Here is a 25,895-nt window from a genome sequence, read left to right as displayed (position 1 = left end):
TAATTAATAACAATCCCAATTATAAAAAACATCTGAAAAATCTTTATTTTTTAATTTCTCTCTATTAATAAAGAAATTCATCACTCCACAATCTCCAATCATAATTTCTCCTCCACTGTCAATCTGAAATAGCAAAGTATCGTATTCTTTCAATTGTTCTTCATCTCTTGGTTCAAATTGAGTAAAATATGGAAATCCGTTGCATTTTGTCCCAACAATTTCTTCATATAATTCATCTTCATAGATTCTTTCTACTTCTTCATATAATTCATTATCTTCTTCAAATTTAAGATTTTCTTCCTTCAACACTTCTTCATAAAGTTTTTCTAAAAACTCATAATTAAAACTTTCTTTCTGTTTTTCCAAAGAAAAATTCATTTTACAAGGTTTATTTGCTATTTCTAAATTTCCTGAATTTTCCCTATAAGGATTATACATTTTCTTAAACTCAACTTCCGAATGACAATCTTCAATTTTTTCATAATAAATCACATCAAATCCATCTCGATTTGTATAATCGTCAAAATCCAATCCCAGTAAATCTTCTCCCAAAATCCAAAACTGCAAAATCCCCTCCTGCGGAAAATCTTCAAGCTACTTCAAATCCTCACAATTTATCTGCGCAAGAAACATAAATTGTTTTCCTTCTGAATTTGTTGGAATTTTACTCCCTTTTGGAATATATGGAATCCCTTCAATTTTACTGTCTGTTATTTTTATTTTTTTTGAAGCATTGACTAAAGCATTTGCAACAATCATTTCTTTTGCTGTTTCATAATACTTTTTTTTAATTTTTTCAAAAATCTCTTTTGCCAACTTCTTTAATTCTTTATCTTCCATATCGTACCTCTTTCCAGTTTTTAATTTATTTTTTTCAATTTTAGCACCACAATCTCAGGCTGTGCAAAGAATCTTATGAACATCTCAAATGCTCCGCCACCAACACCTGAAGTCGTATAAATCTTATGTCCGTCATATTCCTTCAAACCGTACCCATATTTCCAAGGATGTTTAATCTCAGCCCATAAAATCAATCCAAACAGTGTTATCTGCCCGCCATGAGTATGCCCTGCCAAAGTCATATCAGCTCTTTCTTTCTGTTCATCTGTCATTTCTTCAAAATAATCAGGATTGTGCGTAACAAAAATATTAAAATCATCTTTTTTTATTCCTTGAAGAGCTTTCTGTGCATCAGGTTTCCCTTTTAGTAAATCGTCAACTGCTGAAATGTAGATACTCTGGTTATTTACTGTTATTTTATCATTTTCATTTACCAACACTTTGTATCCAAGACTTTTCAGTCCAGCCATATTTTTTTCCACAGAATTATAATCATGATTTCCAAAAACTGCATAAATTCCATATTTAGGCTTTTCCAACTTTTCCATTCCTTTGTAAAATCGTGGAATTTTACCAGTCCAGTTAGTATAATCACCACCAAGAATTATAATGTCCTTCTCCTGTTCATTTATCAGTTTAATAATCCTGTCAAGCTGCTTCTGATTAAATCTTGCATAAGTATCCAGCTGAAAATCCGCCGCAAACACAATTCTCTTTCCATCAAATTCCTTTGGAATATCCTTTGAGGCAATTTCTATTGTTCTAACCTTGAGCTGTGTATACTCATAATGTGCGTAAATTAGACAAATTAAAAAAAATATTGTTAAAATTCCTAAAATTGATAATATGTTCTTTTTATTTATCATAAGATTCCCTCTTAATCCTTTTCAAATATTAAATCTATTTATTGTGCATTTCATCATACATTCTTGCCAATTCCAACGTTCTAGATCTTGTTCTTCTCACTCTTATCCTCATCTCTTCCAGTCCTCCTAATGTTCCACATCCTACCCTTTCTCCATTTGAATCCGCAGGACAATACTCATCCATTGCTGTATTTACTTCTTTTTCTACACTTTTTATCCATGCTTTCTGGCTATTTTGAAGTTTTGTTTTCTGACTTCCTGAAAGTTCTGACATTAAAAGTGAATATATTTTATCAAGCTCTTTAGTCCATGCCTCATTAGCATTTTCATTATTTCTTAAAGCATCAATTTCAGAACTAACATTACCTTCATTTGCAGAAGTCATTCTGCTTTTCAAATCCTTTTCATAAGTAGTTTTATTTTTTACAGAATTACTGCTGTTTACTGAACTTGCTACTTGCTTATTTGTATTTTTGGCTTCAGCTGTAGCCGATGTGACAGTAGTTGCTTTGGCTTTTTCTTCAGATTGGTTTTGTAAAATTTCATGCTCCTTAGCCCTATTATCTAATTTTTTTGCCTGTACATCCAACTTTCTGCCTTCCTGATAAGAATTATAAAGTAAAAACCCTCCTCCGAAAAATAACATTGCAAATATCCCAATTACTATCTTTTTATTCATAATTTTCAGCAGCTCCTTTTATTTAGTTTTTCATCTTGTCAAATTTTCTAAGTATGCATCTCCGCTTCAACATATTCAATACTTTTTTCAGGCTGTACAAGCCATTCCAGTGCCAATCTTCTGAAATGAATAATACTTTCATTATAAGGGAATTTCTTGTTATTATGATTTTCAGGACGTATTCTCAGTTCCACTGCACTCCAGTTAAGCCTGTACAAATAATCAAGCATATCCATTATTTCATCTTTTGAACGTAATTCTGCTTTATTCATCAATGTTTCTAAATCATTTTCCATAAAATATTCTATTGTTCCTTTAACATTGCAAATTGTACTCAAATCTGTTAATTCCTGTAATGATAAAGCCCATAGCAGTACTGGTGGGCATTCATAACGCCAATTATATTCCGAATTTATTCTTACATCATCTGTGTATTTTTCAAGATAATTTTTTTCTTCATTAGTCAAAACTTCTTTAATCTCGTATTGCTTTTCAAATATTTCAAAAAACTCTTTGATTTTTTCTTTGGCATTTTCCTGCATTTCATTATAAAGTTCTGATGCAATTCCTGTCATCTGTATTGCAGCTGCTCTTTTTATAATCAATTCTTTATCAGGAATAACAGCCCTCGCCTCCGAAATACTTGTATGCATATTCTCAAGATATGGCAATCCATCAGCCTTTATTTTTTCAATACTTCTCGCCATTCTAGCATTATCTTCATCTGTCATTTCAAAATTATCAATCAATTCTTTAGGAATAAACGGCGTAAACTCTTTAAATTCTGTTCCTATCTTTTTTGAAACAAATACTTTTTTATCAGGCGAATATAAAGTTTCTGTACTAAATAACGAATAACCATCAAAACTTTTTCCTGCTCCCAAAATAAAATCCAACAGTTTTATCTTTTCGTTTTTCTTTTTCCCACTTTTGTAAAAATCAAAAGTTGCCGTTAATTTTGTTCTGCAATTGAAAAATGCAATTTGAGTCAATAACATCTGCTTCAAATTTTCATCTTTTATATTCACATCTGAAAAATGTTCTGCAAGCCCAGCACCATATTTTGCAGCCATTTCACTATCATCAATTTCCCCATTGATTTCTGTACCATCTTTTAATTTTATTCTAAAAATTCGTGTCCACTCTTGTATTGGAAACTCCTTTTCAGCATCTTCCCCTTCAAAATATGATAGAACATCTTCATCCACAAAATTTTTATGCGTATCAACCGCTTCTTCCACTTTATCTCCAAAATACTCAACAATTTTTCGTGCAGTTCCATCCCCATTTTTTCCAACAACTGAATGAAAATGAAAATCTTTAGCTATCCTTAAAGGAATTTCTTCTTCCTTATTCTTTTTAAAAAAATCAAATATTCCCATTTCTTCTCTCTTTCTAAATCTAAATTTTCTTTAACTCAAAAATCACAATCTCAGGCTGTGCAAAAAATCTAATAAACATTTCAAGAAAAGCCCCTCCTAATCCTGAAGTAATGTATATTTTATGACCATTATATTCCTTCATTCCATAACCATATTTCTTCTTATCCTTTATAGCCGACATAATAATTTTTCCAAAGAAAGTAACCTGTCCGCCGTGAGTATGTCCAGCAAGTGTCATATCTGCCTTTTCCTTCTCATCTTCTGTCATTTCCTCAAAATATTCAGGATTATGAGTCAAAAATAATACAAAGTCCTCTTTTTTCAATCCTTCAAGAGCCTTTTTTGCATCAGGCTTTCCATGCCACAAGTCTGTTACTCCTGCGATATATATATTTTCATTGTTAATTGTTATTTTCCTATTTTCATTTACGAGCAGATTAAATCCAAGTTTTTTCATATTTTCAGCCGTTTCTTTTTCTCCTGGATACTCATGATTCCCATAAATCGCATATACTCCAAGTTCCGGAATCTTTATATCCTTAGCGTCTTCATAAAACTTAGGAATATTTTTCTCCCAAGTCGCATAATCTCCCCCCAGCAGTATCATATCCTTCTTCTGTGCATTAATCAGCTCAATCGCCTTTTTCTGCTGTTTTCTATTATATCGTGCCATAGTATCATACTGAAAATCCGCTACAAACAGCACTTTCTTTCCATCAAATTCTTTTGGCAAATCCTTAGACTTTATCTCAATTGTTTTAATCTTTATATTCCGATATTCGTAATGCGAATACACTAAAAATACTATAATTAATCCTAAAAAACCATATAAAATTTTAAGAATCCAACTTTTTCCTTTCATTTTTTCTCCTTCTAAATAAATTAAACAATAACCCCAAATAAAAGTATAAATTCATCATTCCCATATAAGCTCCAAAGCCTGCTACCATGAAAAATGTAAAAAATATACTTTCTCCTGTATCATCAAGGGATGTTATGTATTTTAATACAAAAAAAAGTATCACCGCTTTTATTGTTACTATAATTAATGGAGGGATTAACAAACTTTTTTTATTCACTTTTATTTTTGAAATTAAATAAGCAAAAATCAAACTAATGATGATAAAAATAATTTCTTCTAGTGAAAATAATCTTTCTAAAATCCACTCATTTTTTATATTCAAACTTGTTAAAAAATCATAAATGCTATTATTAAATCTTATAATCACCAAAATAATATCAAAAAATATTAAAAACAACAAGTAGAATAACCAAAAAAATCCTTTTTTCATTTTTATTCTCCATCTAATTTTTTATTTAACTATTTAAGAATTTCAAAAATTAAATTTTTCTTTTTCATAATATAAACCTTCCAATGGGACTGTCTAAAAAATTAAAAAATACTGTAAAAACTATATTTACAAATTATTTATAATTTCACAATTCAAAATAGAAAATGAATAAATATAGTTTCCATATTTTTTCAATTTTGAGATAGCTCCTTCTTTCCTTGTTAATTACTCATAAATTTTCCAACTTTTTCAAGAAATTTTCTTCTATCCTCATCTGTTCCCTGCATTTTCAAAGTATAATGAATCCATTCTGTTTTCTTTATTCCAACACCACCAAGATTAGCTTTCTTCATAGTAATTCCAAATCCTGTTATACTTAATAGAATCTTAGGCGCTTCAGCTGTCGTAATCATTTTTGCGGTTTTTATATTAGTCAAAAGCCCCTTTATCCCATTTTTTGTGCTTTCATATGCAAAGCCTTTAACCATAACTTTATCAAAAAATCTTTTCAGTATTGCAGGCATTGACATCCACCAGATCGGAAATATCAATATTAGTTCATCTGTATTTTTCAAAATTTCCTGATACTTTAAGACTAAAGGATCAATACTTTTTCCCTGTGAATATAAGCTCAGTTCTTTTTCAGTTATCACAGGATTAAATCCATCTTTATTTAAATCAATAACTGTGTATTTTTCTTTTGTTTCATCTAGCTTTTTCACTACTTGATCTAAAATTGCCTTATTAAAACTTCCATCCCATGGATGTGAAAAAATCACTGTTTTCACTTTTATTCCCTTCTTTCCGTAATCAATTTTATAATTAATATTCCACTTCATTATTCTTTTTACTTTCAAACAATGTCTTCTGTCTTTCGATTTCGTTTATTAATTCCTCTTCACTAGGCAGATAATTTACATATTTACTTGCAAAAAGATTTTTATTGTCATTCAAAACTGAATATTTTATAATAGTTCTGTCTGTATCCGTACAAAGAAGAAGTCCTATTGTCGGATTATCATTTTCCTGTTTTTTTAAATTATCATACATTCTGACATACATATCAAGTTGTCCAATATCCTGATGTTTCAATTTTTCAGTTTTTAATTCTATTATAACAAAACATTTCAAAATATAGTTATAAAATACCAAATCAATATAAAAATCTGAATTTTCTGTACGAATATGCTGTTGCCTTTCCACAAATGCAAAACCTTTTCCAAGTTCCATCATAAACTTTTGAATATCATCTGTTAGTGCTTTTTCTAATTCATTTTCTGTATAAGACATATTTGTTGGCAAATCTAGAAACTCTAAAACTACTGGATTTTTTATAAATTCCTCAACTTGTAGTTTTTTTGTCTTTTCTTTCATTTCATTTTCAACATTTTTTTTATCAATACTTGCAATAATACGATTATAATAAAGTGTAGATATATTTCTATCTAACGTTCTTACAGACCACATATTTTCTGCTGCTTCTGTCAAATAAAATATTCTAGCTTTCTCATCAGAAACTCTTAAAACTTTCTGAAAATGAGACCATGTCAATTGTGCGAACAGTGTTCGCACTCTTTCATAATCTGAGAAATATACATACAATTTCCGCATTTCCCATAATGTTCTTCTACTAAATCCTTTTCCAAATTCTTCTGTCAATTCCTTAGATAAATTTTTAATAATTTCTTTACTGTATTCAGCTCTTTCTTTCCCACGCTGTTCCCCTTCTACGATTTTTCTTCCAATTTCCCAATATACTTCTACCATTGCCGAATTTACATCCGTACTTTGTCCTCTACCAATAAATCTATTTCTCTTATCTTAATTTATTGAGAAATATGCAAAACTTCGTACACTTTTGAATTTTCTACTTCTTTAGGAGCATCTTCAAAAAAATAATACTCTGTATGTTTCCAATTTTCAGGGTTATATACTAATGTTCTTCCGACAATTTTATCATCTGATATAGAAAATTCCATTCTTTTCATTTTTTCCATCGGTTTTATTTCATTCTCTATTTCTAATAAATATTTTGCTTTAGAAAAGTTTTCATTAAACTCTTGCAACAATGGTATTCCAATATTTATAGTCTGCCATCCAAAAGAATTTAAAATATTATCATAGAAACCATCAAATATGAATTTATTCATTCCTTTGTTATCTTTCCAAAAGTATAATGGCGAATATTCTTTATTTTGCTCAGAGATTAAATAGACTTTAAAAAATAAATCTTCAAATCCATCTGTTTTAAATCCATTTTCTTGCACTCTTTTTCTAATATTATTCATATCAAAATCATTTGGAAGTTTTACTTTATACTGCATCATTATCATATCTTTTATCCCCCAATATTTTCCATTTAATTACTATATAATCTATTTATCCCATTAATATAAGCCTTAATACTAGCCTCAACCACATCCGTACTTTGTCCTCTACCAATAAATCTGTTTCCATTTTTCTCAATAATCACAACTACTTGTGCCTGTGCATCAGTATCTCCAGTTATTGCCTCCAACTTGTATTCTTCCAGAACAAAAGTATCACTTACCGCTAGATTAACAGCATTATAAGCCGCATCAACGGGCCCATCTCCAAGAGCTTCTTTAACCAGTTTTTCTCCATCTAGTTCAATGGTAACTGTCGCTTTTGGCTTTTTCCCTTCCTGTCTTGAAATTTCAAAGTGAGTAAGTTTTATTCTTCCTTCGATTTTTGCTGCATCTCCGGCAACTAATGCGATAATGTCTTCATCTAAAACATATTTTTTCTTGTCTGCCAATTTTTTAAATTGTGCAAATAATTCTTCCACTCTGTCACTTCCGACATGATTAAATCCTAACGATTCTAATTTTTGTACAAAAGCGTGTTTTCCTGAATGTTTTCCAAGTACTAAGCTGTCTGGATTTCTTCCAACTGATTCTGGACTCATAATTTCGTAAGTTTCAGGATTTGCTAAAACTCCGTGCTGATGGATTCCTGATTCGTGTGCAAATGCGTTCGCTCCGACAATTGCTTTATTTGGCTGTGTTGAAACTCCTGTCAAAAGGCTTACTAATTTACTTGTTGGGTAAATTTGCTTTGAATCAATGTTTGTGTAATATTCTTCAAACAAGTCTTTTCTCGTTTTCAAAATCATTGCAATCTCTTCAAGTGAAGTATTCCCAGCTCTTTCTCCAAGTCCATTAATTGTACACTCAATCTGAGTGGCTCCAGCTTGAATCGCCGCAACCGAATTTGCCACAGAAAGTCCCAAGTCATCATGGCAATGCACAGAAATATCCACATTTTCAATCCCTTTAACATTTTTTTTCAAATAAGTTATAAGTTCAAACATTTCATTTGGAGTTCTATAACCTACTGTATCAGGTACATTAAGTGTAGTTGCCCCAGCTTTTATAGCTGTTTCATATACTTCCACCAAAAATTCCTTTTCAGTTCTAGTCGCATCTTCTGAAGAAAATTCAATATCGTCAATAAACGATTTTGCATAAGACACCATTTCCTTTACTCTTTCTAAAATCTGCTCTTTTGTCATTTTTAGCTTGTATTCCCTATGAATCGGAGAAGTTGCAATAAATGTATGTATTCTTGGTTTTTTCGCATTTTTCACTGCCTCTGCCGCTACTTCAATATCTTTTTTCACAGCTCTTGCCAAACTTGTAACTGTAGATTTCTCAATATTTTCAGCAATTAATTTAACTGATTCAAAATCTCCTGGTGATGCCACCGCAAATCCAGCTTCTATCACATCAACCCCAAGACTTTCAAGCTGTTTTGCAATTCTCAATTTTTCCTGTGTATTAAGATTGACACGTGGTGTCTGTTCTCCATCTCTTAGCGTTGTATCGAATATTTTAATATGTTTTTTCATTATCTCCTCCTTATAGGTAATACTTTTCATTTTATTTTATAGAATACATTGCCGCCTGCTCTGCGTGAATAATCGCTGTATCAAATAATGGAACATCAGTATCCGCATTTTTTATAAGAAGCCCTATTTCAGTACATCCTAATATTATACCTTCTGCTCCTTTATTTCTTAGCTTATCAACAATTTCTAAAAATTTCTTTTTTGAATCAGAATTTATAGTTCCAAGACAAAGTTCGTCATATATTACTTCATTTATAATTTCTATATCATTCTTATCAGGTATTATAACATTTATACCCTTTTCAATAAGTTTTGATTTGTAAAAATCCTGTTCCATCGTATATTTTGTCCCAAGCAATGCTATATTTTTTAATCCTTTTTCTAATATTTTCTCTGCTGTCATTTCAGCAATATGCAATATTGGAATGGAGATTTTTTCTTTAATCTGGTTAACAACCTTATGCATTGTATTTGTACAAATAACTATAAAGTCTGCTCCTGCTTTTTCAAGATTATTAGCAGCCTCTCCCAAGATTTCTCCACTTTTTTCCCAGTTGCCATTTGCCTGACATTCTTCTATTTCCTGAAAATCCACACTATAATATGCATTTAGCTGAATGAAGTCCACCAAGCTTTTCTTTTACAGTTTCATTTATTATTTTATAATAAGTTACCGTGCTTTCCCAGCTCATTCCTCCTATTAATCCTATAGTTTTCAAATTCATCTTCCTTTCAAATTATCTATTCTTTTACAGCCTCAAATCTCAATCTCACATAATCAGCCAAAATTTGTCCATTTTCGTTTCTTTCCAGTTCTTTTTCAACTTTTTCAGTTATTTCATCAATCAGTTTTTCATGCATTTCCACCGGAACGTTTACAAGAGCAGGTGCAGAAAAAGTTTGCAGCCATCCTTTTATCCCAGTTGGAAGCAAAGTAGGACGGGGAAAGCTTATCATTCTTTTGACTTTTAATCCATATTTTTCAAGTAATTTCGTTTTTTCTTCTGGAGTTGGAAAAAACCAGCATTTTTTAGCTTTCAGGTTATGTTTTTCTACAGTTTCAAAAATAGCATTTTCTATTTTTCCCACATTTCCTTTACAGCCCGTCTCGGCTACAAAACGTCCACCTTTTTTCAAGGCTCGAGATACTCCTTCCATTACTTTCTCCGGATTAGTCATCCAATGTAGCGCCGCATTGGAAAAAATCGCATCAAATTCATTTTCAAATTTCATATTCTGTGCATCTCCCTGTACTGCCTCAACCCCAATTTTTCTTGCTGCCTCAACAAATTTCTGACTTCCATCAAGTCCTAAAACTTTGCACCCATATTCAGTAATTTTCTTAGTCAATACTCCATCTCCACAGCCTAAATCCAAGATATACTCATCTTTTTGAGGATTTAACCATTCAATCAGCTCTTCTCCGTAAACTGATACAAAACGTGCATTTTTCTCATATTTTTCCTTTTCCCAATGCTGACTTACTTTCATTTTAATATTTTCCTTCTGTTTTTTTAAAATTACACTTTGATACTATTCCTGATTTAAATAGTGAATATTTAATAAATTTTAAAATACATATTATTTAGCAAGGTTCTCATTATTACTACAGTTTCTGTTTTCTAACGATATTTAGTATCAAATTATTTTGTTTAATAATAGTTTTTCTATTTTTATTATGTTTTCTTGTTTGAAAAGTTTGTAATAATTTCGTTATTTAAAAAGAGTTTTGTATAAATTCTGAAAATATTACATTTTTTCGCCTCTACTCATTGCTACAACCCCTGTTTTGGCGATTTCGAGTATTCCATAACTTTTCATCATTTCTACAAATCCACGTAATTTTTTCACATTTCCTGTAAGTTCTATTACAAGCGAGTTTGGTGCCACATCCAGCACTTTTCCACGATAAATATCTGCAATTTGAACGATTTGAGCTCTTGTTTGAGCATCAGATTTTACTTTTATAAGCATAAGTTCACGTCTTATAACGCCTTCCGATGGGAAAATCTTTACTTTTACAACGTCAACGATTTTATAAACTTGTTTTTGAATCTGGTTTAAGGCTTTGTCATCTCCATCCACAGTAAGTGTCAATCTTGCATAACCTGGCTTGTTTGTAACTCCAGCTGTCATTTTGTTTACTGAATATCCTCTTCTATTGAACATCGACATTATTCTTGATACAATTCCGTTTGTATTTTTAGTAATTATTAATATTTCATGCTCCTTAATCATTTTCCAGCACTCCTTTCTTACCTATCATCTGACTTACAGTTTTTCCTGCAGGTATCATTGGGAACACATTTTCTTCCCTTTCAACAATACAATCCAGTATCACTCCTTCATCTGATAAAATCAAATCTTTTAATTTATTCTCCAAATCTGCCTTTGTCTTCAGTCTTTCTGATTTTATACCATACGCATCAGCAATTTTCACAAAATCAGGATTACATTCCAAATCAACAAAAGAATATCTTCTATCTTTAAATAATTCCTGCCATTGTCTAACCATTCCCAAGAATGAATTGTTTATAATTACTACTTTTACTGGCAAGTTATACTGTCTAATCATCATAATTTCTTCAAGTGTCATTTGAAAACCACCATCTCCAACGATTAACACAACTTTCTTATCTCTCGCCCCAACTTGAGCTCCAATTGCTGCTGGCACTCCAAATCCCATTGTTCCAGCTCCACCTGAAGTTACAATACTATTTGCATTTTTATAAGTCATATATTGTGCAGCCCACATTTGATGCTGTCCGACATCTGTTACAACAATCGTATCCCCATCCAGAATATCGTTAATTGCCTTTAATACTTCCTGTGGAAGCAATTTATCCTTACCAACATCTCTATGTGCCAATGGATATTCTTTTTTCCATTCTTTTACTTTATCTGTCCATTCTTTGTGATCCTGCGGCTCTAATTCCTTATTGATTTCAGAAAGTACGTTTTTCAAATCCCCAACTATCGGCACATCAGCCTTTTTATTTTTATCAATTTCAGCAGGATCAATGTCTATATGTATTAATTTCGCACGTTCACAAAATTTACTCGGATTTCCTGCAATTCTATCATCAAATCTTATCCCAGCCGCAATTACCAAATCTGCCTCATCTGTAGCATAATTCGCCGGAACAGTCCCGTGCATTCCAAGCATTCCAAGCGATAATTCATGATTTTCTGGAAATGCCCCAAGTCCTAGAAGAGTTGTAGTTACAGGCATATCCATTTTATTTGCCAGTTCAAAAAGTTCCTTTGAAGCCCCTGATTTCATAACTCCTGCTCCTGCTATAATTAACGGCTTTTTAGCCTTTTTTATCAATGATAGAGCTCTTTTTATCTGTACAGGATGCCCAACATAAGTCGGATCATATCCTTCCAGCTGCACTTCCTTGTCAAACAGCTTGTTAAATTCCTCATAAGATATTTCCTGCTGCTGAATATCATTTGGAATATCTACCAATACAGGCCCCGGCCTTCCTGTAGAAGCTATGAAATAAGCCTCTTTTATAATTCTTGGAATATCTTTAATGTTTTGCACCAGATAATTTCCTTTTGTTATTGGAACAGTAATTCCTACAATATCAGTTTCCTGAAAAGCATCCCTACCAAGTAAGTTGCTTCTTACCTGCCCTGTTATCGCTAGTAACGGTACAGAATCCATGTGTGCAGTCATAATCCCTGTAACTAGATTTGTTGCTCCTGGCCCAGAAGTTGCAAGACAAACTCCTACTTTTCCAGAAACTCTCGCATAACCATCTGCCGCATGCACCGCCCCTTGCTCATGTCTTGCAAAATAATGTTTAATTTTATCAAAGCTGTAAATTTCATCATAAATGGGTATTACTGCTCCACCAGGATACCCAAACATATCAGTCACACCCACTCTATGAAGGCACTCCAACAGCATTCTCGCACCATTTATCATTTCGCTACTCATTTTTCAACCACCTTTTCTTTTTGATTTTTTTTATTAATTTGTCGATAATTTAATTTTCTTGGTTTATGATATTCCTAAATTCATGTAATCGTCAAACTGTTCTATTCTATTTCCTGAGAATTTAATCTTTTAACTACATATCCTTTTTTATTAAATTCCTCTATTATTTTCTGAATATGCTCCTCACCATTTGTTTCCACCGTCACCTGAAGTTCCACATCGTGAAATCTGTTAAGATTTTTAAACTGATTATGTTCAAGCCTTATAACATTTGCATTCTGTTCAGAAAGAATTTGTGACACAGCAACCAGTTGCCCCGGTTTATCAGGCAAGTCAACTGAAAATCTAAATATTCTCCCTCTTACAACAAGTCCTTTATTTATCATAGAAGAAATAGTCAGCACATCAATATTTCCTCCACTTAAAATTGACACAATCTTCTTCCCTTTTTCATTAATCTTTCTAAGTGCTGCAACCGAAAGGACTCCTGCATTTTCTGCAACAATCTTATGTTTTTCAACTAACAGAAGAAATGATTCCATAAGTTCATAATCTGAAATTGTAATTATATCGTCCACATAATTTTTTATATAATCAAAATTCAGTTCCCCAATTTTCCTAACTGCCGTTCCATCAGCAATAGTATTTGTTTCAGGCAGTTCCACAACTTTCCCATTTTTTAGAGCCGCAATTGCCGAAGCCGCCCCTTCTGGCTCCACACCAATTATTTTTATCACAGGGTTTTTCAGTTTTGCCGCAAGTGCAATTCCCGAAATTAGTCCTCCACCTCCAAGTGGTACAAGAATTATATCAGCATCAGGTAATTCTTCTAACACTTCAAGCGCAATCGTTCCCTGTCCTTCCACAACATCGTCATCATTAAACGGATGAATAAACACATACCCTTCCTTTTCCTGCAATTCTCTCGCATAATTATAGGCATCATCATATTCTTCCCCAGCCAAAATAACCTCAGCCCCATACTGACGAGTCGCCTCAACCTTTATAAGCGGAGTATATTTAGGCATCACAATAACCGCCTTAATACCCAGTTTTTGAGCCGCAAGAGCTACACCTTGAGCATGATTCCCCGCTGATGAAGCAATAACCCCTTTTCTCTTTTCTTCCTCCGTCAATTTTGCAATCTTGTTATATGCCCCTCTAAGTTTAAACGAACCTGTTCTTTGCAAATTTTCAGGCTTAATATAGACATCATTTCCAGTTTCTTTCGAAAATACTGAACTGTGAATCAATTTAGTTTTAGTAATCACAGTGTTTAATCTCTCTCTTGCTTCCATAAAATCATAAAGTTTATGCAATTTCTCCACCTTCTTCAAAATTTTTATTTTTCAATTTTTCATTTAAAAACTCTATTATTATTTTTATAATTTCAGGCTGAAACCAATATTCATCGGAATGCCCTGCTCCCTTTACCACATACCTTGTTGACTCTATCCCTTTTTCAATTAATGCCTTATGAAGTTTTTCAGTTTGAACTGGAGGGACTAAAGTGTCTGCATCTCCGTGCATTAACAGGAATGGCGGAGTTTTAGAGGAAATATATGATATAGGGTTTGTTACTTTTATGTCGTTTCTTACATCGTTTAGCCAAAATTTTACTGATAGGAATATTGCTCTATAGCCTTCCTCAATATCATCAGGAATTTCAAAATCTCCTTCTTCTCCAAAGTCTGTTACGCCATAAATATCAATAACTGCTTTTACATCGCTATTTTCAGATAAATTTTCTCCTTTGTCAAAATCCCTCGTTCCATTTGTCGCTCCAGCCATTGCCACCAGATAGCCTCCAGCAGAATCACCCATTATGGCTATTCTTTCCTTATCTATTCCATATTCATCAGCATTAGCCTTCAAAAATCTGATTGCCGTCTTTACATCTTCCACGCTTTGTGGAAACACTCCATCAGGAATAGTTCTATATTCTATACTCGCAACCACATAACCCGCCTTTGCAATTTCTATCCTTTGCTGCAAATAGTTTTCCTTGTAGCTATGTGCAAATGAGCCACCTGTTACAAATAGCACAGCAGGATATTTCTCCGCCTTATATGGTTTTAAAATATCCATTTCCAATTTTATATTTTTTCTAAAATAGCTGATTGGCTGTGAATAAGTAACATTCACTATTGTTTTTATCTTTTCCTGTGTCAGCTCAATATTTAAAACTTTACTTTCACCATCATTTCCCATTTCAATTTTCTCCTTTATTATATACTCAAATTTTCTTAAAGTTTTACCCTTTTAAGTTTATTTGAGTATATCAATTTTTTTATATTAAAGTTTCTATAATATGTCAGTTTTAAAAATTTTATCTGATAATCAGCCATATAACAATTGACATTTTATTTAAAAGATAATTTTTTTTTTATATTTTTCAAACATTTCTTGAATCCCGCTGTCATTATAAATATTTTCATAAGCAGTTACAATAACTTGTAGTTCTTTTAGAAAATTTTCTTTAGAAATTATTTCTACATTTTCTTTTTCTCTCTTCCCTTTAAATCTTTCTGGAATTAAAGTTTTAATTTCTTTTTCCAATATAAAATCACTCATCATATTATTATATTTTTTTCTATCAAACCATTCATAAATTTTTCCATTTTTATATCCTGTATAGTAATAAAATATAATATTTTTATCTCCTTTTGACATTATATTAAAATATAATTCTCTTTCATCAAAATATCGAAATTTTTCTCTTTCTTTTTCAAAAAATTCATTTTTTCCATTTAAAAAATTTTTTAGTATATTTTCACCCATTAAATAAGAAAAAAATAATTTTAATATATCTTTATCCCAATAATTTATCGCTTCTCTTTTAAAATTAATAATTCCTAAGTTATATTTATTACTTTCATAGTTATATTTTAAAAGAAAATCCCGAAGTTTGTCTCTCACAAAAATACTCTTAACATCTAAATCGATTTTATATTTTTTAGATTCCCCAATGTAATTAGTATAATTAACAAATTCCTGTTCAATAAAAGCTATCATATCAGGATAACAATGAATATTTTTAAAATAATACATTAAAAAATATTGCAATATTTCTTCATAAGAAAAATAAACTCTTATTTCAACATTATTCAAATAGTCATATTCAGATATATATACTGCTGTTTCATCCTCATTATCCCATCCCCCATTTATCAAAAAACCTAAATACTCTCCTGAACTTGTTTCAGTAGCATCAGTATAAAATTCATTTATAATATCTGGAAAATCATTAATATAATCCATTGCTGATACAAAAAATTCATATTTATTTATTCCTATTTTTTCAAATACATCATCCTTAATTTTTCTTATATTCATAATTAATCCAATATTTCAATAGCCCCTCTATCCGCAGAAGACACATGCATCGCGTATTTTTTCAAATATCCTTTTACTTCAATTTTGAATGGCTCTAATTTAACTTTTCTTGCTTCAATTTCCTCATCCGAAATTTTAATATTAATTGATCTATTTGGAATATCAATTTCAATAATATCTCCATCTTGAACTATTGCAATATTCCCACCTGAAGCAGCCTCTGGCGAAACGTGTCCGATTGAAGCACCTCTTGTCGCTCCAGAAAATCTTCCGTCAGTAATCAACGCAACATCCTTATCAAGTCCCATTCCAGCAATCATCGCTGTAGGCGACAGCATTTCCCTCATTCCAGGCCCACCTTTTGGCCCTTCATATCTAATAATTACAACATCTCCAGCCACGATTTTTCCACCGACAATCGCTTCGACAGCTTCTTCTTCACTGTTAAATACTTTCGCTGGCCCTGTATGCTGCAACATTTCTGGATCTACTGCCCCTTCTTTTACAACACAGCCATCTGGTGCCAAGTTTCCTTTCAATACTGCTATTCCACCAGTTTTATATGCTGGCTTATCCCAAGGCTTGATTACTGTATCATCGTTAATATATGCTTCTTTTGTCAATTCTCCTTGAGTTTGAAGTGCTACTGTCTTCACATCCCCGTGCAATCTTCCATTTTCAAACATTCTTTTCATAACTCCGGTAACTCCGCCAGCTCTATACAAATCTTCGATAAAATGCTCCCCTGAAGGCGACAATTTACAAATTTGCGGTGTCTTCTGTGCAATTTCATTAAAATCGTCCAAAGTCAAGTTTACCCCTGCCTCATGTGCAATCGCCGGCAAATGCAACGCTGTATTTGAAGAGCCTCCTAGTGCCATATCTACAGCTACAGCATTTTCAAATGCTTCTTTTGTCATAATGTCAAGTGGCCTTAAGTCAGCTTTTAAGACTTCCATAATTTGCATTCCCGCTTTTTTAGCCAGTCTTGCTCTTTCTGAAAATACCGCTGGAACTGTCCCATTCCCAGGAAGTCCCATCCCAAGTGCCTCTGTCAAGCAATTCATCGTATTTGCCGTATACATTCCAGAACATGATCCACAAGTTGGACAAGCCATTTCTTCTACCGAATTTAACTCTTTTTTAGTAATTTTTCCAGTATTATATTCCCCAACTGCTTCAAACACGTTACTAAGCCCTATTTTTTTACCTTTGTAAACTCCTGCAAGCATCGCCCCTCCACTTACAAATATTGCAGGAATATTAAGTCTTGCTGCTGCAATCAACATCCCTGGCACTACCTTATCACAGCTTGGCATAAATACAATCGCATCAAACGGTGTCGCCATCGCAACGGCCTCAATCGAATCCGCAATTATATTTCTTGTAACCAATGAATATTTCATTCCGATGTGATTCATTGCAAGTCCGTCACAAATACCGATTGTATTAAATTCCATTGGAACTCCACCAGCATTTCTAATCCCATCTTTCACCGACTGAACCAAGTTTTTCAAATGAACATGCCCCGGTATAATTTCATTAAACGAGTTTGCAATCCCAATTATCGGTTTTTCCATTTCATCACTTGTAAACCCCAGTCCTTTTAATAATGATCTATGCGGTGCTCTTGCCGCCCCTTCTGTTAAATTGTTACTTCTTCCTTTTCCTTTCATTGTCATTGATTTCACTCTCCTAATTTTTTTGTTTCCTATAATACAGTCAACCTCAAATTTCTAGGATTTCCTGCACATTTGCTGTATAAATATATATTCAAACTGGCCTTAAAATCACTTTACCCAATTATTTTAAAGCAATTTGATTAAATACTGAAATTTCTTTAAACCCAAACTGAAATTCAAATTTACATACTCAATTTTAAACGGCTTTGTCTATATTTTATCATATTTTTTATAAATTTTTTACCTTTTTATATATGTGTAGTAAAATTTTAAAAAACAATATTTATTCAATTTGGTTAAAAAACATTCTCTAAAAAAATAAAAGACGATTTTAAATATAAATCGCCTCAAAGTTTTTTTATTATTAATGCTGTGTATGATTTTATTAACTATTTCCCAATGAAATTAGTCATTTTATCTTTATCATTTACCGATACAATAAAATCATTTTCAGAAACTTTTAAGGCAGTGTATTTTTTATTTTGCACGACTATAATTTCTAAAATTTGAATAATCAGTAATAATGATAAGACTAAAATTAATAATGACATAACTTCCTCCAGTTTTTCAATTTTTTGCTTCACTTATTTGTATGAAATTATTATAGCAAAAATCAATCATTTTGTAAAATATATATTATATATATGACTTATATATCTTATTAATCCTTAAAAATCAGCTGCTTTAAAAAATGAGAAATTAAAGAAAAACACCCAAGATATCTATTACCTCGAGTGTTTTTTTATTGATATATATAAACGTTAGGAAAAAAAACAATTTTTGTATTTTAAGTTATTAGAATTCTAATCCCAACCCTACTTTGAATATGCTATTTTTTGTATCATATAGTTCATATCCTGCTGACAGGTTAAAGTTATTTGAAACATTATATTTTGCTCCAAGTCCTAAATTAAATACACCTTGATCGTAATCCAATTCAGCTAATTTAGCAACTTCTACACCATTCGTAGAAATACTTCTTTCAGCATTGTATGATTTTTTATTAAATCTTTGTTCATATTCAACATTTCCATATAAGTCTACAGCTCCAACTCTTGTTTGTCCGTAAACTCCTGCCGTAGCATTTCCACCACTTCTTTTAGCTTTTCCAAAGTTTGTGTTTCCAACAGTGAATGAATCTTCCTTAACACTTGTCATTCCTAATCCAACATAAGGTTTTACATAAGTGTTTTCATCTGAATCGTCTCTAAATTTATATCCTAATCTAGTTTGGAAATCAATTACATCTGAATCAAATTTTACATTGTTATAATTGTCATACTTATGTTTGTTACTTCCATAAGTCAATACTGAAGCCACATCTAAGTTATCTGTGAAATCATATTTCCCACTTAATGACACTTGGTATGAATCTATTTTTTCCTTCACACCGTCAAATGATTTTTTATATTTTACATTAGATTTTTCATATCCAAATCCTGCTCCTAATGTAAGGTTACCAATGTTCTTAGTTCCTGATAAAACTACTCCGTTAGCTTTAGAGCTGTATCTTGAATCCTGATCATAAGAACCTATTCCACCAAGATATTGAACATTAAGGTTAGCTCCATTTTCTTTTTTTGCCTGTTCCAAATCTTTAAAACTGTTTGCTGTTACAGTTTTTGCCAAGTCATAGTTTACTCTTGATCTGGCACCTTGAACTGTAGGTACAGATCCTGTTGGTGTGCTTGGTGTTGGTGTAGGCGTTGCTGGCGTTGCAGGAGTAGATGGTGTCGCCGGTGTACTCGGTGTTGCTGGCGTTGGTGTTGACGAAGTAACTATTGAATTTACTGTCGCTGCTGTTACACCTCCATTTAATGCCGAATTTAATTTTACAATTGTTGGCCCTGTATAAGTTTGTACTGTTCCTGAATCTGTTACTAGATTTAAAGTTCCCCCTGCTGGCACAGTAAATGTATTTCCAGCAGATATTGTACTCGAACCAGTAACTGTAACTGTATTTGTTCCGGTACCTAAATTATAATTTGTTGCACCTGATATATTACCTCCTGCATGTATGTTAAGTCCTCCACCGACAATTGAAGCGGCACAGAATGTATTTGCACTAATTGCTAATGCTCCTATTAACAGTAATATTTTTTTCATTTTAAAATTACCTCCATATTTTGTTTTTTTGTTAATAACAATTTTTTGATAAGCATTTTTGTTTTTTATATAGTATCATGCCTAATTTTTTTTGTCAAGTTTGCACAAATTTCTCATCTTTGATAAATTCTCTTTGAATCTTATCATTTAAATTTGTTAAACATAAAATTTAAATTAATTTATTTTTTAACATATAAACTCAATCAATCCAATATTTTCCATCAAACAATCCATTTTTATTTTATTTAAACATAATTAAAAAACAGGTGTTATAGTCAATTTTTATAGACCTTTATTTAATACAAAAAAGTTTTTAAAAATATTTTAAAAATACCTAAGTTTTTTTAATTATTTAATTATTAAATAAAGTTATACAATGAGTTTTCACCTTGTAAGTTCAATTCATAAAATTCATACAAGTTTGAATTTGTACATACTAGTTAGATTTTAAATCTTCTTTTTTGTTAAATTTTATTTTCTTTTTGTTATTTTTTTTTGAATAAAAATTTTTTCTAAAATATTTTCGTTAATTTTTATTTAACGATTATAATAAAACTATTATTTTTTATTACTAAACCTATTAAAAAATAGAAATAAAATTTCAATTAATTTGATAAAATCAAATAAATCCTATTTTTCTTTCCTAATTATCTCAAGTGTTTCCTCTAAATCTTTTTTTGCATCTGCATTATTTTCCTTTTTAGCTAACTCCAGTCCTCTTTTCACTAATTTTTCGGCATTCTCATAATCTTTCAGTTGAATGTATAAAACTGCCAAATTATCATATGCCCACAAATTACCTTTTTGAATAGAGACCAAATACCACTTCATCGCTTCCTTCTGATTCCCTTCGTTATCAAAAATTGACCCTAATCTATTTTCCGAAGAACCATCTTTTTCAAATTTTGTTACTTTCAAAAACCATTCTTTCGCACTTTTATAATCTCCTAACCCTTCATACGAAGCTGCAATCCAAAAATAATCTTCATTTCTATTTGCTATCTTCTGATATTCCTTGTAATATTTTATCGCTTTGTCATATTCTTCCTTTTCAAAATAATTATACGCCAAATTTGAAATTGCAAGATAATTTCCATTATCTATGGCTCTTAAATATAGCTTTTCAGCTTCTGCATAGTTATCTTTATTACTATATAAAACTCCCAATTTATTCAAGTAATCAGCATTATTTGGAAATTCATTCACATATTTTGTAATTAAAGATATTAATTTTTTTTCATCCTCCTTTTCATAAGCATCATCTATCTGCTTTTCCAACTTTGTTTTTTCCTCTTTTGTCATCGCCGAAAAACCTTGAACCCCTAATCCTAAATTTGCAATTACTAACAATAAAGTCAAATATTTTTTCATAATATCCCTTCTTTCTATTTTTCTATTCAACACTTTTAATCTAAAATCTTTTTTTATTATTTTACAAAATTTCTAAATTATTTTATTTTTTTTATAAAAAGTCGTAAAATTAGTTACTGCTTTCGACTTCTTTAATAATATTCTGTATTTCCTTAACTTGCTCTTCCTCTTTTGCTTTTTTTGCTTCTCCTAACGCTTTTCTCAGCCATTGTAACGCTTTTACCTTGTCACCTAACTCAAAATAAACAAATCCTAAACTTGCCTGTGCATTAAAATTATTTTTTTTATCAGCTGCCAAAAACCATTTCATCGCTTCCTTCTGATTTCCTTCATCATAATAAATTTGTCCTAATATTTGTTCTGATGAACCATCTTCATCTTTAACATATGATTTTAACAAAATTTTTTTTGCTTCTTCCACATTTCCTAATTCATAATTTAGCCGTCCCGTCAAATAATCTACAACATTTAATTTTTCAAAATTTTTATCATCAACTTCCTTTATCCATTTTAATGCTTTTTCATATTTTTCTGCAAACATATAAATTGTTCCAATCATCAGCCTTATATCGTATTTTCCCCCATCATCTGCTATAAAAGGATATTTCTTCTGCATCTCTATCGCTTCATTTAACTCTTTTTCACTCTCATTCTTTCTGCCCATATCATCATACAATATTCCCAACATGACTTTTAGTGTAATATCAGACGGATTTTTTCGTATATTTTCTTTTAACATTGACAATGCCTTCTGATTATTACCTCTATCATATTCTTTCGACACTTTCTCCATTATTTTTTCAAATTCCTTAGAATCCATTCGTGAAAATCCCTGCACTCCAAAAACTAAATTAGCTAGAATTATTACAAAAACTAATAATTTTTTCATTACTACACCTGCCTCTTTTCATTATTTTTTTATTTTTTTTAGTTAAAACTAAGATAGTTACACATAGGGATATTTTCTCACATTTTCTGTAATATTGCAAGCCCCTTCTATTACAGGAAACATCATAACCGCCCCTGTTCCCTCCCCAAGTTTCATATTCATAAAAAGCATCGGCTCTAAATCCAGTTCCTTCATAATATACTTCATTCCAGGCTCTTCACTTAAATGAGAAGCAATCATAAAATCTCTGCAATCTGGACAGATTTTATAAGCAACAAGAGCAGAAATTGCAGAAATAAAGCCATCTATCACAACAGGTATACAATTTTTGGCACATCCCAGATAAGTTCCCGCCATTCCAGCAATATCCAGTCCTCCAACTTTTGCCAGTATATCTATTATTTTATTTTTTTCAAATACATTAATTTCGTTAATTTCTATATTCGCCATATTTCCTTTTTTATCAAAGTTGATATTTTTTTTGTTTTTTTCAGTATTTTCTTTTTTCATCATTCCATTTATATTTTCTTCAAAAAATTTTGACAATCCATTCACTTCAACTGCCTTTTTGACAACATTCTTCTTATGCTCCAAAGTTTTATCATCAATCCCGCTTCCATAGCCGACAATCTCATCTAACGACAAATCTGTCAAAACCTTCAAAATAGCACTGCTAGTCGTAGTATTTCCAATCCCCATCTCTCCAGTTGCAAATAAATTATACCCATCCTTCACAAATTCATCAACCATCTCAATTCCAGTTTCTATCGCCTTCACAGCCTTTTCATAATCCATTGCGGCTCCTTTGACAATATTATTAGTACCAGTTTTCATAATTTTCCTGTCAATAATTCCAGATAAATTTATCTCATTTTTAGCATCCGAACTCTCATCAATTCCCAAATCTACCACTTTTACATCAGCATTATATACCATTGCAAGAGCATTAATTGATGATTTGCCATTTAACATTGCCTCCACGACATATTGAGTTATTACTCTTTTGGATTTGCTCACTTTTTCCCGTTCTACGCCATTATCAGCCGCCATTACAAGCACCATTTTTTTGCGGGGCTTATAATTTTCGCTCATTCCCTCAAGCCTTATTGCCAACTCTTCCAGTTTTCCCAGCCCTTTTGGAGTTTTTAGCAATGAATTCAGTTCATCTTCCTTTTTTTTCATTCTGTTTTTGTCTAAAGCTGTTATTTTTTTTATTGTATCAAATAAAATTTTCCTTGTTTTTCCACTCTTTCTCTTTTCCATTTATATATTCCTCTATTTATGATTTCATCTTAATTTTTCAGCAATCTTTTGAAAAGTTTTTTCCACACCTTTCAATAACTTTTCCACATCCTCATCATTATGAACGTAAGAAATGAAATGTGCCTCATATTTTGAAGGTGGCACAATCATACCATTTTCAAGCATTGTATCAAAATATATGCTGTAAAATTCATCATTTGTATTCATTGCATCTTCGAGAGTTTTTACTTTTTCCTTTGCAAAAAATATTGTGAAAAGGCTTCCAAAGTGATTCACACTTGCTGGAACATCATATTTTTTTATTAATTCATTAATTTTATTTACCAAATTCTCCGTTTTTTTATTTACATTTTCATAAATTTCTGGATTTTCTTTCAAAATCGAAATAGTTTCTATCCCAGCAGCAACTGAAATTGGATTCCCAGAAAGCGTTCCAGCGTGATAAACATTACCAACTGGTGAAATTAAATTCATAATTTCCTTTTTTCCACCAAATCCACCAACTGGATAACCACCACCAATAATTTTCCCAAGCACTGTCAAATCTGGCGTAATTCCAAATACTTTTTGAGCCCCACCTATCGAAATTCTGAATCCTGAAATTACCTCATCAAAAATTAGCACAACATTTTCCTTTTCTGTAATTTCACGTACCTTTTCCAAGTATTCCTTCTCTGTTTCAATAAGTCCCATATTTGCTGGAATTGGCTCAATAATTACACACGCAATATCCTTATCATTTTCCAAAATTTCCTTCAATTTCTCAAAGTCCCCAAATGGCAACGTTATCGTATCTTTCACAACTCCCTCAGTAATCCCATTACTATCCTGGTGTGCAAACGTCAAAAGCCCTGATCCAGCTTTAACCAAAAGTGAATCCGAATGTCCGTGATAACATCCCTCAAATTTTACAATCTTATTTTTCCCAGTAAACGCACGGGCAACTCTCACACTGGCCATCGCCGCCTCTGTCCCCGAAGTAGTGAGTCTTAATTTCTCAATCGACGGAAAACAGCTCTTCACAAGCTCCGCAAGTTCCACTTCCTTTTTTGTAGGCAACCCAAACGAAGTCCCATTCTCAAGCTCCCTTCTCACAACCTCCATAACCTTCGGATAATTATGCCCCAAAATCATCGGCCCCCATGAACCAATCATATCCACATACTCATTCCCATCTTCATCATAAAGTTTACTTCCATTCCCGCTCTGAATAAAAATCGGATACTCCTTATCAACAGACTGAAACGCCCTCACAGGACTATTAACACCACCCGGTATCGATTTCTTTGCCTTTTCATAAATCTTTCTCGAATTATCTGTATTCATCAAAATTTCCCTCTTTTCTAATTAATATTTTATATTTTTCTCCATTTTATCACATTTACTTTATTTTGCAAATATTGATTAAATTTAATAATTTAAAGTAAATTTTTTTATTCTATCTTTTTCAGAAAAAAATTAGCAAAAAAAACAATATTATGATAAAATAAAATATAGGAAATTTTTAGGAAAGGATTGATATTATGTTGATAGATAAGGTGAAAAAAGTCAAGATTACTGATGATATTACTATTGGTAATGATAAGATTTTTTTGATTGCCGGACCTTGCGTGATTGAGTCGGAAGACTTGGTTATGGAAGTGGCTGGAAAAATGAAAGATATTACTGATAAGCTGGGGATTCAGTATGTTTTTAAGGCTTCGTTTGACAAGGCTAACCGTTCTTCTATTTCCTCATTCAGAGGACCGGGCCTTGAAAAAGGACTTGAGATTTTGGCACGGGTTAAGCAAAAATATGGTGTGGCTCTTGCAACAGATATTCATGAACCTTGGCAATGTAAGGAAGCTGCCAAAGTAATCGATTTGCTTCAAATACCTGCATTTTTATCACGACAGACTGATTTGCTTATCGCAGCAGCAGAAACTGGAAAAGCTGTTAATATCAAAAAAGGGCAGTTTTTAGCACCTTGGGATATGAAAAATGTTGTGAAGAAATTTGAGGAAGTTGGAAATGAGAATATAATGCTTTGTGAGCGTGGAGCTTCATTTGGATACAATAATCTTGTTGTTGATATGCGTGGTCTTCTGGAAATGAGAAAATTCGGCTATCCTGTTGTGTTTGATGCGACACATTCGGTACAAATTCCAGGAGGACAAGGGGAAACTTCAGGAGGGAACCGTGCTTATGTTTATCCACTTGCTAGAGCAGCTGTGTCTGTTGGAGTGGACGGAGTTTTTGCAGAAGTACACCCTGAACCTGACAAAGGCTTGTCCGATGGGCCAAATATGTTAAAACTGGACAATGTTGAAGATATTTTAACAAAATTAATACAATATGATAGATTAACAAAAGAATTATAAAAATATATA

23 protein-coding genes and 2 pseudogenes are annotated in these 25,895 nt (G+C 31.8%); 1 reads left to right on the top strand and 24 read right to left on the bottom strand.

Going from position 1 to position 25,895, the window contains the following annotated elements; genetic code table 11:
• Positions 1-3: 3 nt before the first annotated feature.
• The 24 genes and pseudogenes from K324_RS14965 to hemL form a co-directional block, all read right to left on the bottom strand.
• Positions 4-759, bottom strand: a pseudogene (locus K324_RS14965) (YwqG family protein).
• 101 nt (positions 760-860) lie between these two features.
• Entirely contained in the window at positions 861-1,706 is an 846-nt protein-coding gene (locus K324_RS0112780) for a metallophosphoesterase (protein WP_026749481.1), read from the bottom strand.
• A gap of 34 nt (positions 1,707-1,740) precedes the next feature.
• The gene (locus K324_RS0112775; protein ID WP_026749480.1) at positions 1,741-2,385 is read right to left on the bottom strand and encodes a lysozyme inhibitor LprI family protein; all 645 of its coding nucleotides are present in this window, start codon (positions 2,383-2,385) and stop codon (positions 1,741-1,743) included.
• A gap of 47 nt (positions 2,386-2,432) precedes the next feature.
• A complete protein-coding gene (locus K324_RS0112770) occupies positions 2,433-3,767 on the bottom strand; it encodes a DUF4272 domain-containing protein (RefSeq protein WP_026749479.1) in 1,335 nt (444 codons plus the stop codon).
• Positions 3,768-3,786: 19 nt separating this feature from the next.
• Entirely contained in the window at positions 3,787-4,629 is an 843-nt protein-coding gene (locus tag K324_RS0112765; RefSeq protein WP_026749478.1) for a metallophosphoesterase, read from the bottom strand.
• Positions 4,604-5,059 carry a hypothetical protein gene (locus K324_RS0112760; RefSeq protein ID WP_026749477.1) on the bottom strand — a complete coding sequence of 152 codons (456 nt, stop codon included), beginning with the start codon at positions 5,057-5,059 and terminating at the stop codon, positions 4,604-4,606. Before K324_RS0112760 ends, K324_RS0112765 begins: the two co-directional genes overlap by 26 nt.
• A 221-nt stretch (positions 5,060-5,280) precedes the next feature.
• Complete coding sequence (locus tag K324_RS0112755) at positions 5,281-5,847, bottom strand: NAD(P)H-dependent oxidoreductase (protein WP_026749476.1); 567 nt, start codon at positions 5,845-5,847, stop codon at positions 5,281-5,283.
• 34 nt (positions 5,848-5,881) lie between these two features.
• Positions 5,882-6,862: a PDDEXK nuclease domain-containing protein gene (locus tag K324_RS14960; RefSeq protein WP_051354472.1), complete on the bottom strand. Its 981-nt coding sequence runs from the start codon at positions 6,860-6,862 to the stop codon at positions 5,882-5,884.
• Positions 6,863-6,885: 23 nt separating this feature from the next.
• Positions 6,886-7,392, bottom strand: a complete 507-nt coding sequence (locus K324_RS0112745) for a DUF4865 family protein (RefSeq protein WP_026749475.1) — start codon at positions 7,390-7,392, stop codon at positions 6,886-6,888.
• Between the two features lie 26 nt (positions 7,393-7,418).
• Positions 7,419-8,930, bottom strand: coding sequence for a 2-isopropylmalate synthase (locus K324_RS0112740; protein ID WP_026749474.1), 1,512 nt, complete (start codon positions 8,928-8,930; stop codon positions 7,419-7,421).
• A gap of 31 nt (positions 8,931-8,961) precedes the next feature.
• Positions 8,962-9,649: pseudogene (locus tag K324_RS14955) on the bottom strand (aspartate/glutamate racemase family protein).
• Between the two features lie 22 nt (positions 9,650-9,671).
• Entirely contained in the window at positions 9,672-10,421 is a 750-nt protein-coding gene (locus K324_RS0112730) for a class I SAM-dependent methyltransferase (RefSeq protein ID WP_026749473.1), read from the bottom strand.
• Positions 10,422-10,679: 258 nt separating this feature from the next.
• Positions 10,680-11,168 carry an acetolactate synthase small subunit gene (gene ilvN, locus K324_RS0112725; protein WP_021769600.1) on the bottom strand — a complete coding sequence of 163 codons (489 nt, stop codon included), beginning with the start codon at positions 11,166-11,168 and terminating at the stop codon, positions 10,680-10,682.
• Complete coding sequence (gene ilvB, locus K324_RS0112720) at positions 11,161-12,879, bottom strand: biosynthetic-type acetolactate synthase large subunit (RefSeq protein WP_026749472.1); 1,719 nt, start codon at positions 12,877-12,879, stop codon at positions 11,161-11,163. The genes ilvN and ilvB overlap by 8 nt, the downstream gene beginning before the upstream one ends.
• A 101-nt stretch (positions 12,880-12,980) precedes the next feature.
• Positions 12,981-14,198: a threonine ammonia-lyase gene (ilvA, locus tag K324_RS0112715; protein ID WP_026749471.1), complete on the bottom strand. Its 1,218-nt coding sequence runs from the start codon at positions 14,196-14,198 to the stop codon at positions 12,981-12,983.
• On the bottom strand, positions 14,191-15,090 hold the full coding sequence (locus tag K324_RS0112710) for an alpha/beta hydrolase (RefSeq protein WP_026749470.1): 900 nt from the start codon (positions 15,088-15,090) through the stop codon (positions 14,191-14,193). The genes ilvA and K324_RS0112710 overlap by 8 nt, the downstream gene beginning before the upstream one ends.
• Before the next feature lie 156 nt (positions 15,091-15,246).
• Positions 15,247-16,215 (bottom strand): hypothetical protein, encoded by a 969-nt coding sequence (locus K324_RS0112705; RefSeq protein WP_026749469.1) that lies wholly within the window; start codon positions 16,213-16,215, stop codon positions 15,247-15,249.
• A 2-nt stretch (positions 16,216-16,217) separates the two neighbouring features.
• Positions 16,218-17,897 (bottom strand): dihydroxy-acid dehydratase, encoded by a 1,680-nt coding sequence (gene ilvD, locus K324_RS0112700; RefSeq protein WP_172619066.1) that lies wholly within the window; start codon positions 17,895-17,897, stop codon positions 16,218-16,220.
• Between the two features lie 389 nt (positions 17,898-18,286).
• Positions 18,287-18,448, bottom strand: coding sequence for a hypothetical protein (locus tag K324_RS0112695; protein ID WP_026749467.1), 162 nt, complete (start codon positions 18,446-18,448; stop codon positions 18,287-18,289).
• 244 nt (positions 18,449-18,692) lie between these two features.
• Positions 18,693-20,003: an autotransporter outer membrane beta-barrel domain-containing protein gene (locus tag K324_RS0112690; RefSeq protein WP_026749466.1), complete on the bottom strand. Its 1,311-nt coding sequence runs from the start codon at positions 20,001-20,003 to the stop codon at positions 18,693-18,695.
• 630 nt (positions 20,004-20,633) lie between these two features.
• The gene (locus tag K324_RS0112685) at positions 20,634-21,374 is read right to left on the bottom strand and encodes a tetratricopeptide repeat protein (protein ID WP_026749465.1); all 741 of its coding nucleotides are present in this window, start codon (positions 21,372-21,374) and stop codon (positions 20,634-20,636) included.
• 109 nt (positions 21,375-21,483) lie between these two features.
• Positions 21,484-22,263, bottom strand: a complete 780-nt coding sequence (locus tag K324_RS0112680) for a tetratricopeptide repeat protein (RefSeq protein WP_026749464.1) — start codon at positions 22,261-22,263, stop codon at positions 21,484-21,486.
• A 57-nt stretch (positions 22,264-22,320) separates the two neighbouring features.
• Entirely contained in the window at positions 22,321-23,526 is a 1,206-nt protein-coding gene (locus K324_RS0112675; RefSeq protein WP_026749463.1) for a nicotinate-nucleotide--dimethylbenzimidazole phosphoribosyltransferase, read from the bottom strand.
• Between the two features lie 24 nt (positions 23,527-23,550).
• On the bottom strand, positions 23,551-24,852 hold the full coding sequence (gene hemL / locus K324_RS0112670; RefSeq protein WP_026749462.1) for a glutamate-1-semialdehyde 2,1-aminomutase: 1,302 nt from the start codon (positions 24,850-24,852) through the stop codon (positions 23,551-23,553).
• Positions 24,853-25,049: 197 nt separating this feature from the next.
• Between hemL and kdsA the strand changes: the two genes are divergently transcribed.
• On the top strand, positions 25,050-25,886 hold the full coding sequence (gene kdsA, locus K324_RS0112665; RefSeq protein WP_026749461.1) for a 3-deoxy-8-phosphooctulonate synthase: 837 nt from the start codon (positions 25,050-25,052) through the stop codon (positions 25,884-25,886).
• Positions 25,887-25,895: the final 9 nt, after the last annotated feature.

It is taken from the genome of Leptotrichia trevisanii DSM 22070 (assembly GCF_000482505.1).
GTDB classification, from domain to species: domain Bacteria; phylum Fusobacteriota; class Fusobacteriia; order Fusobacteriales; family Leptotrichiaceae; genus Leptotrichia; species Leptotrichia trevisanii.
Note: the sequence above shows the minus strand (reverse complement) of the source record. Positions and strands in the feature narration are given on the sequence as shown.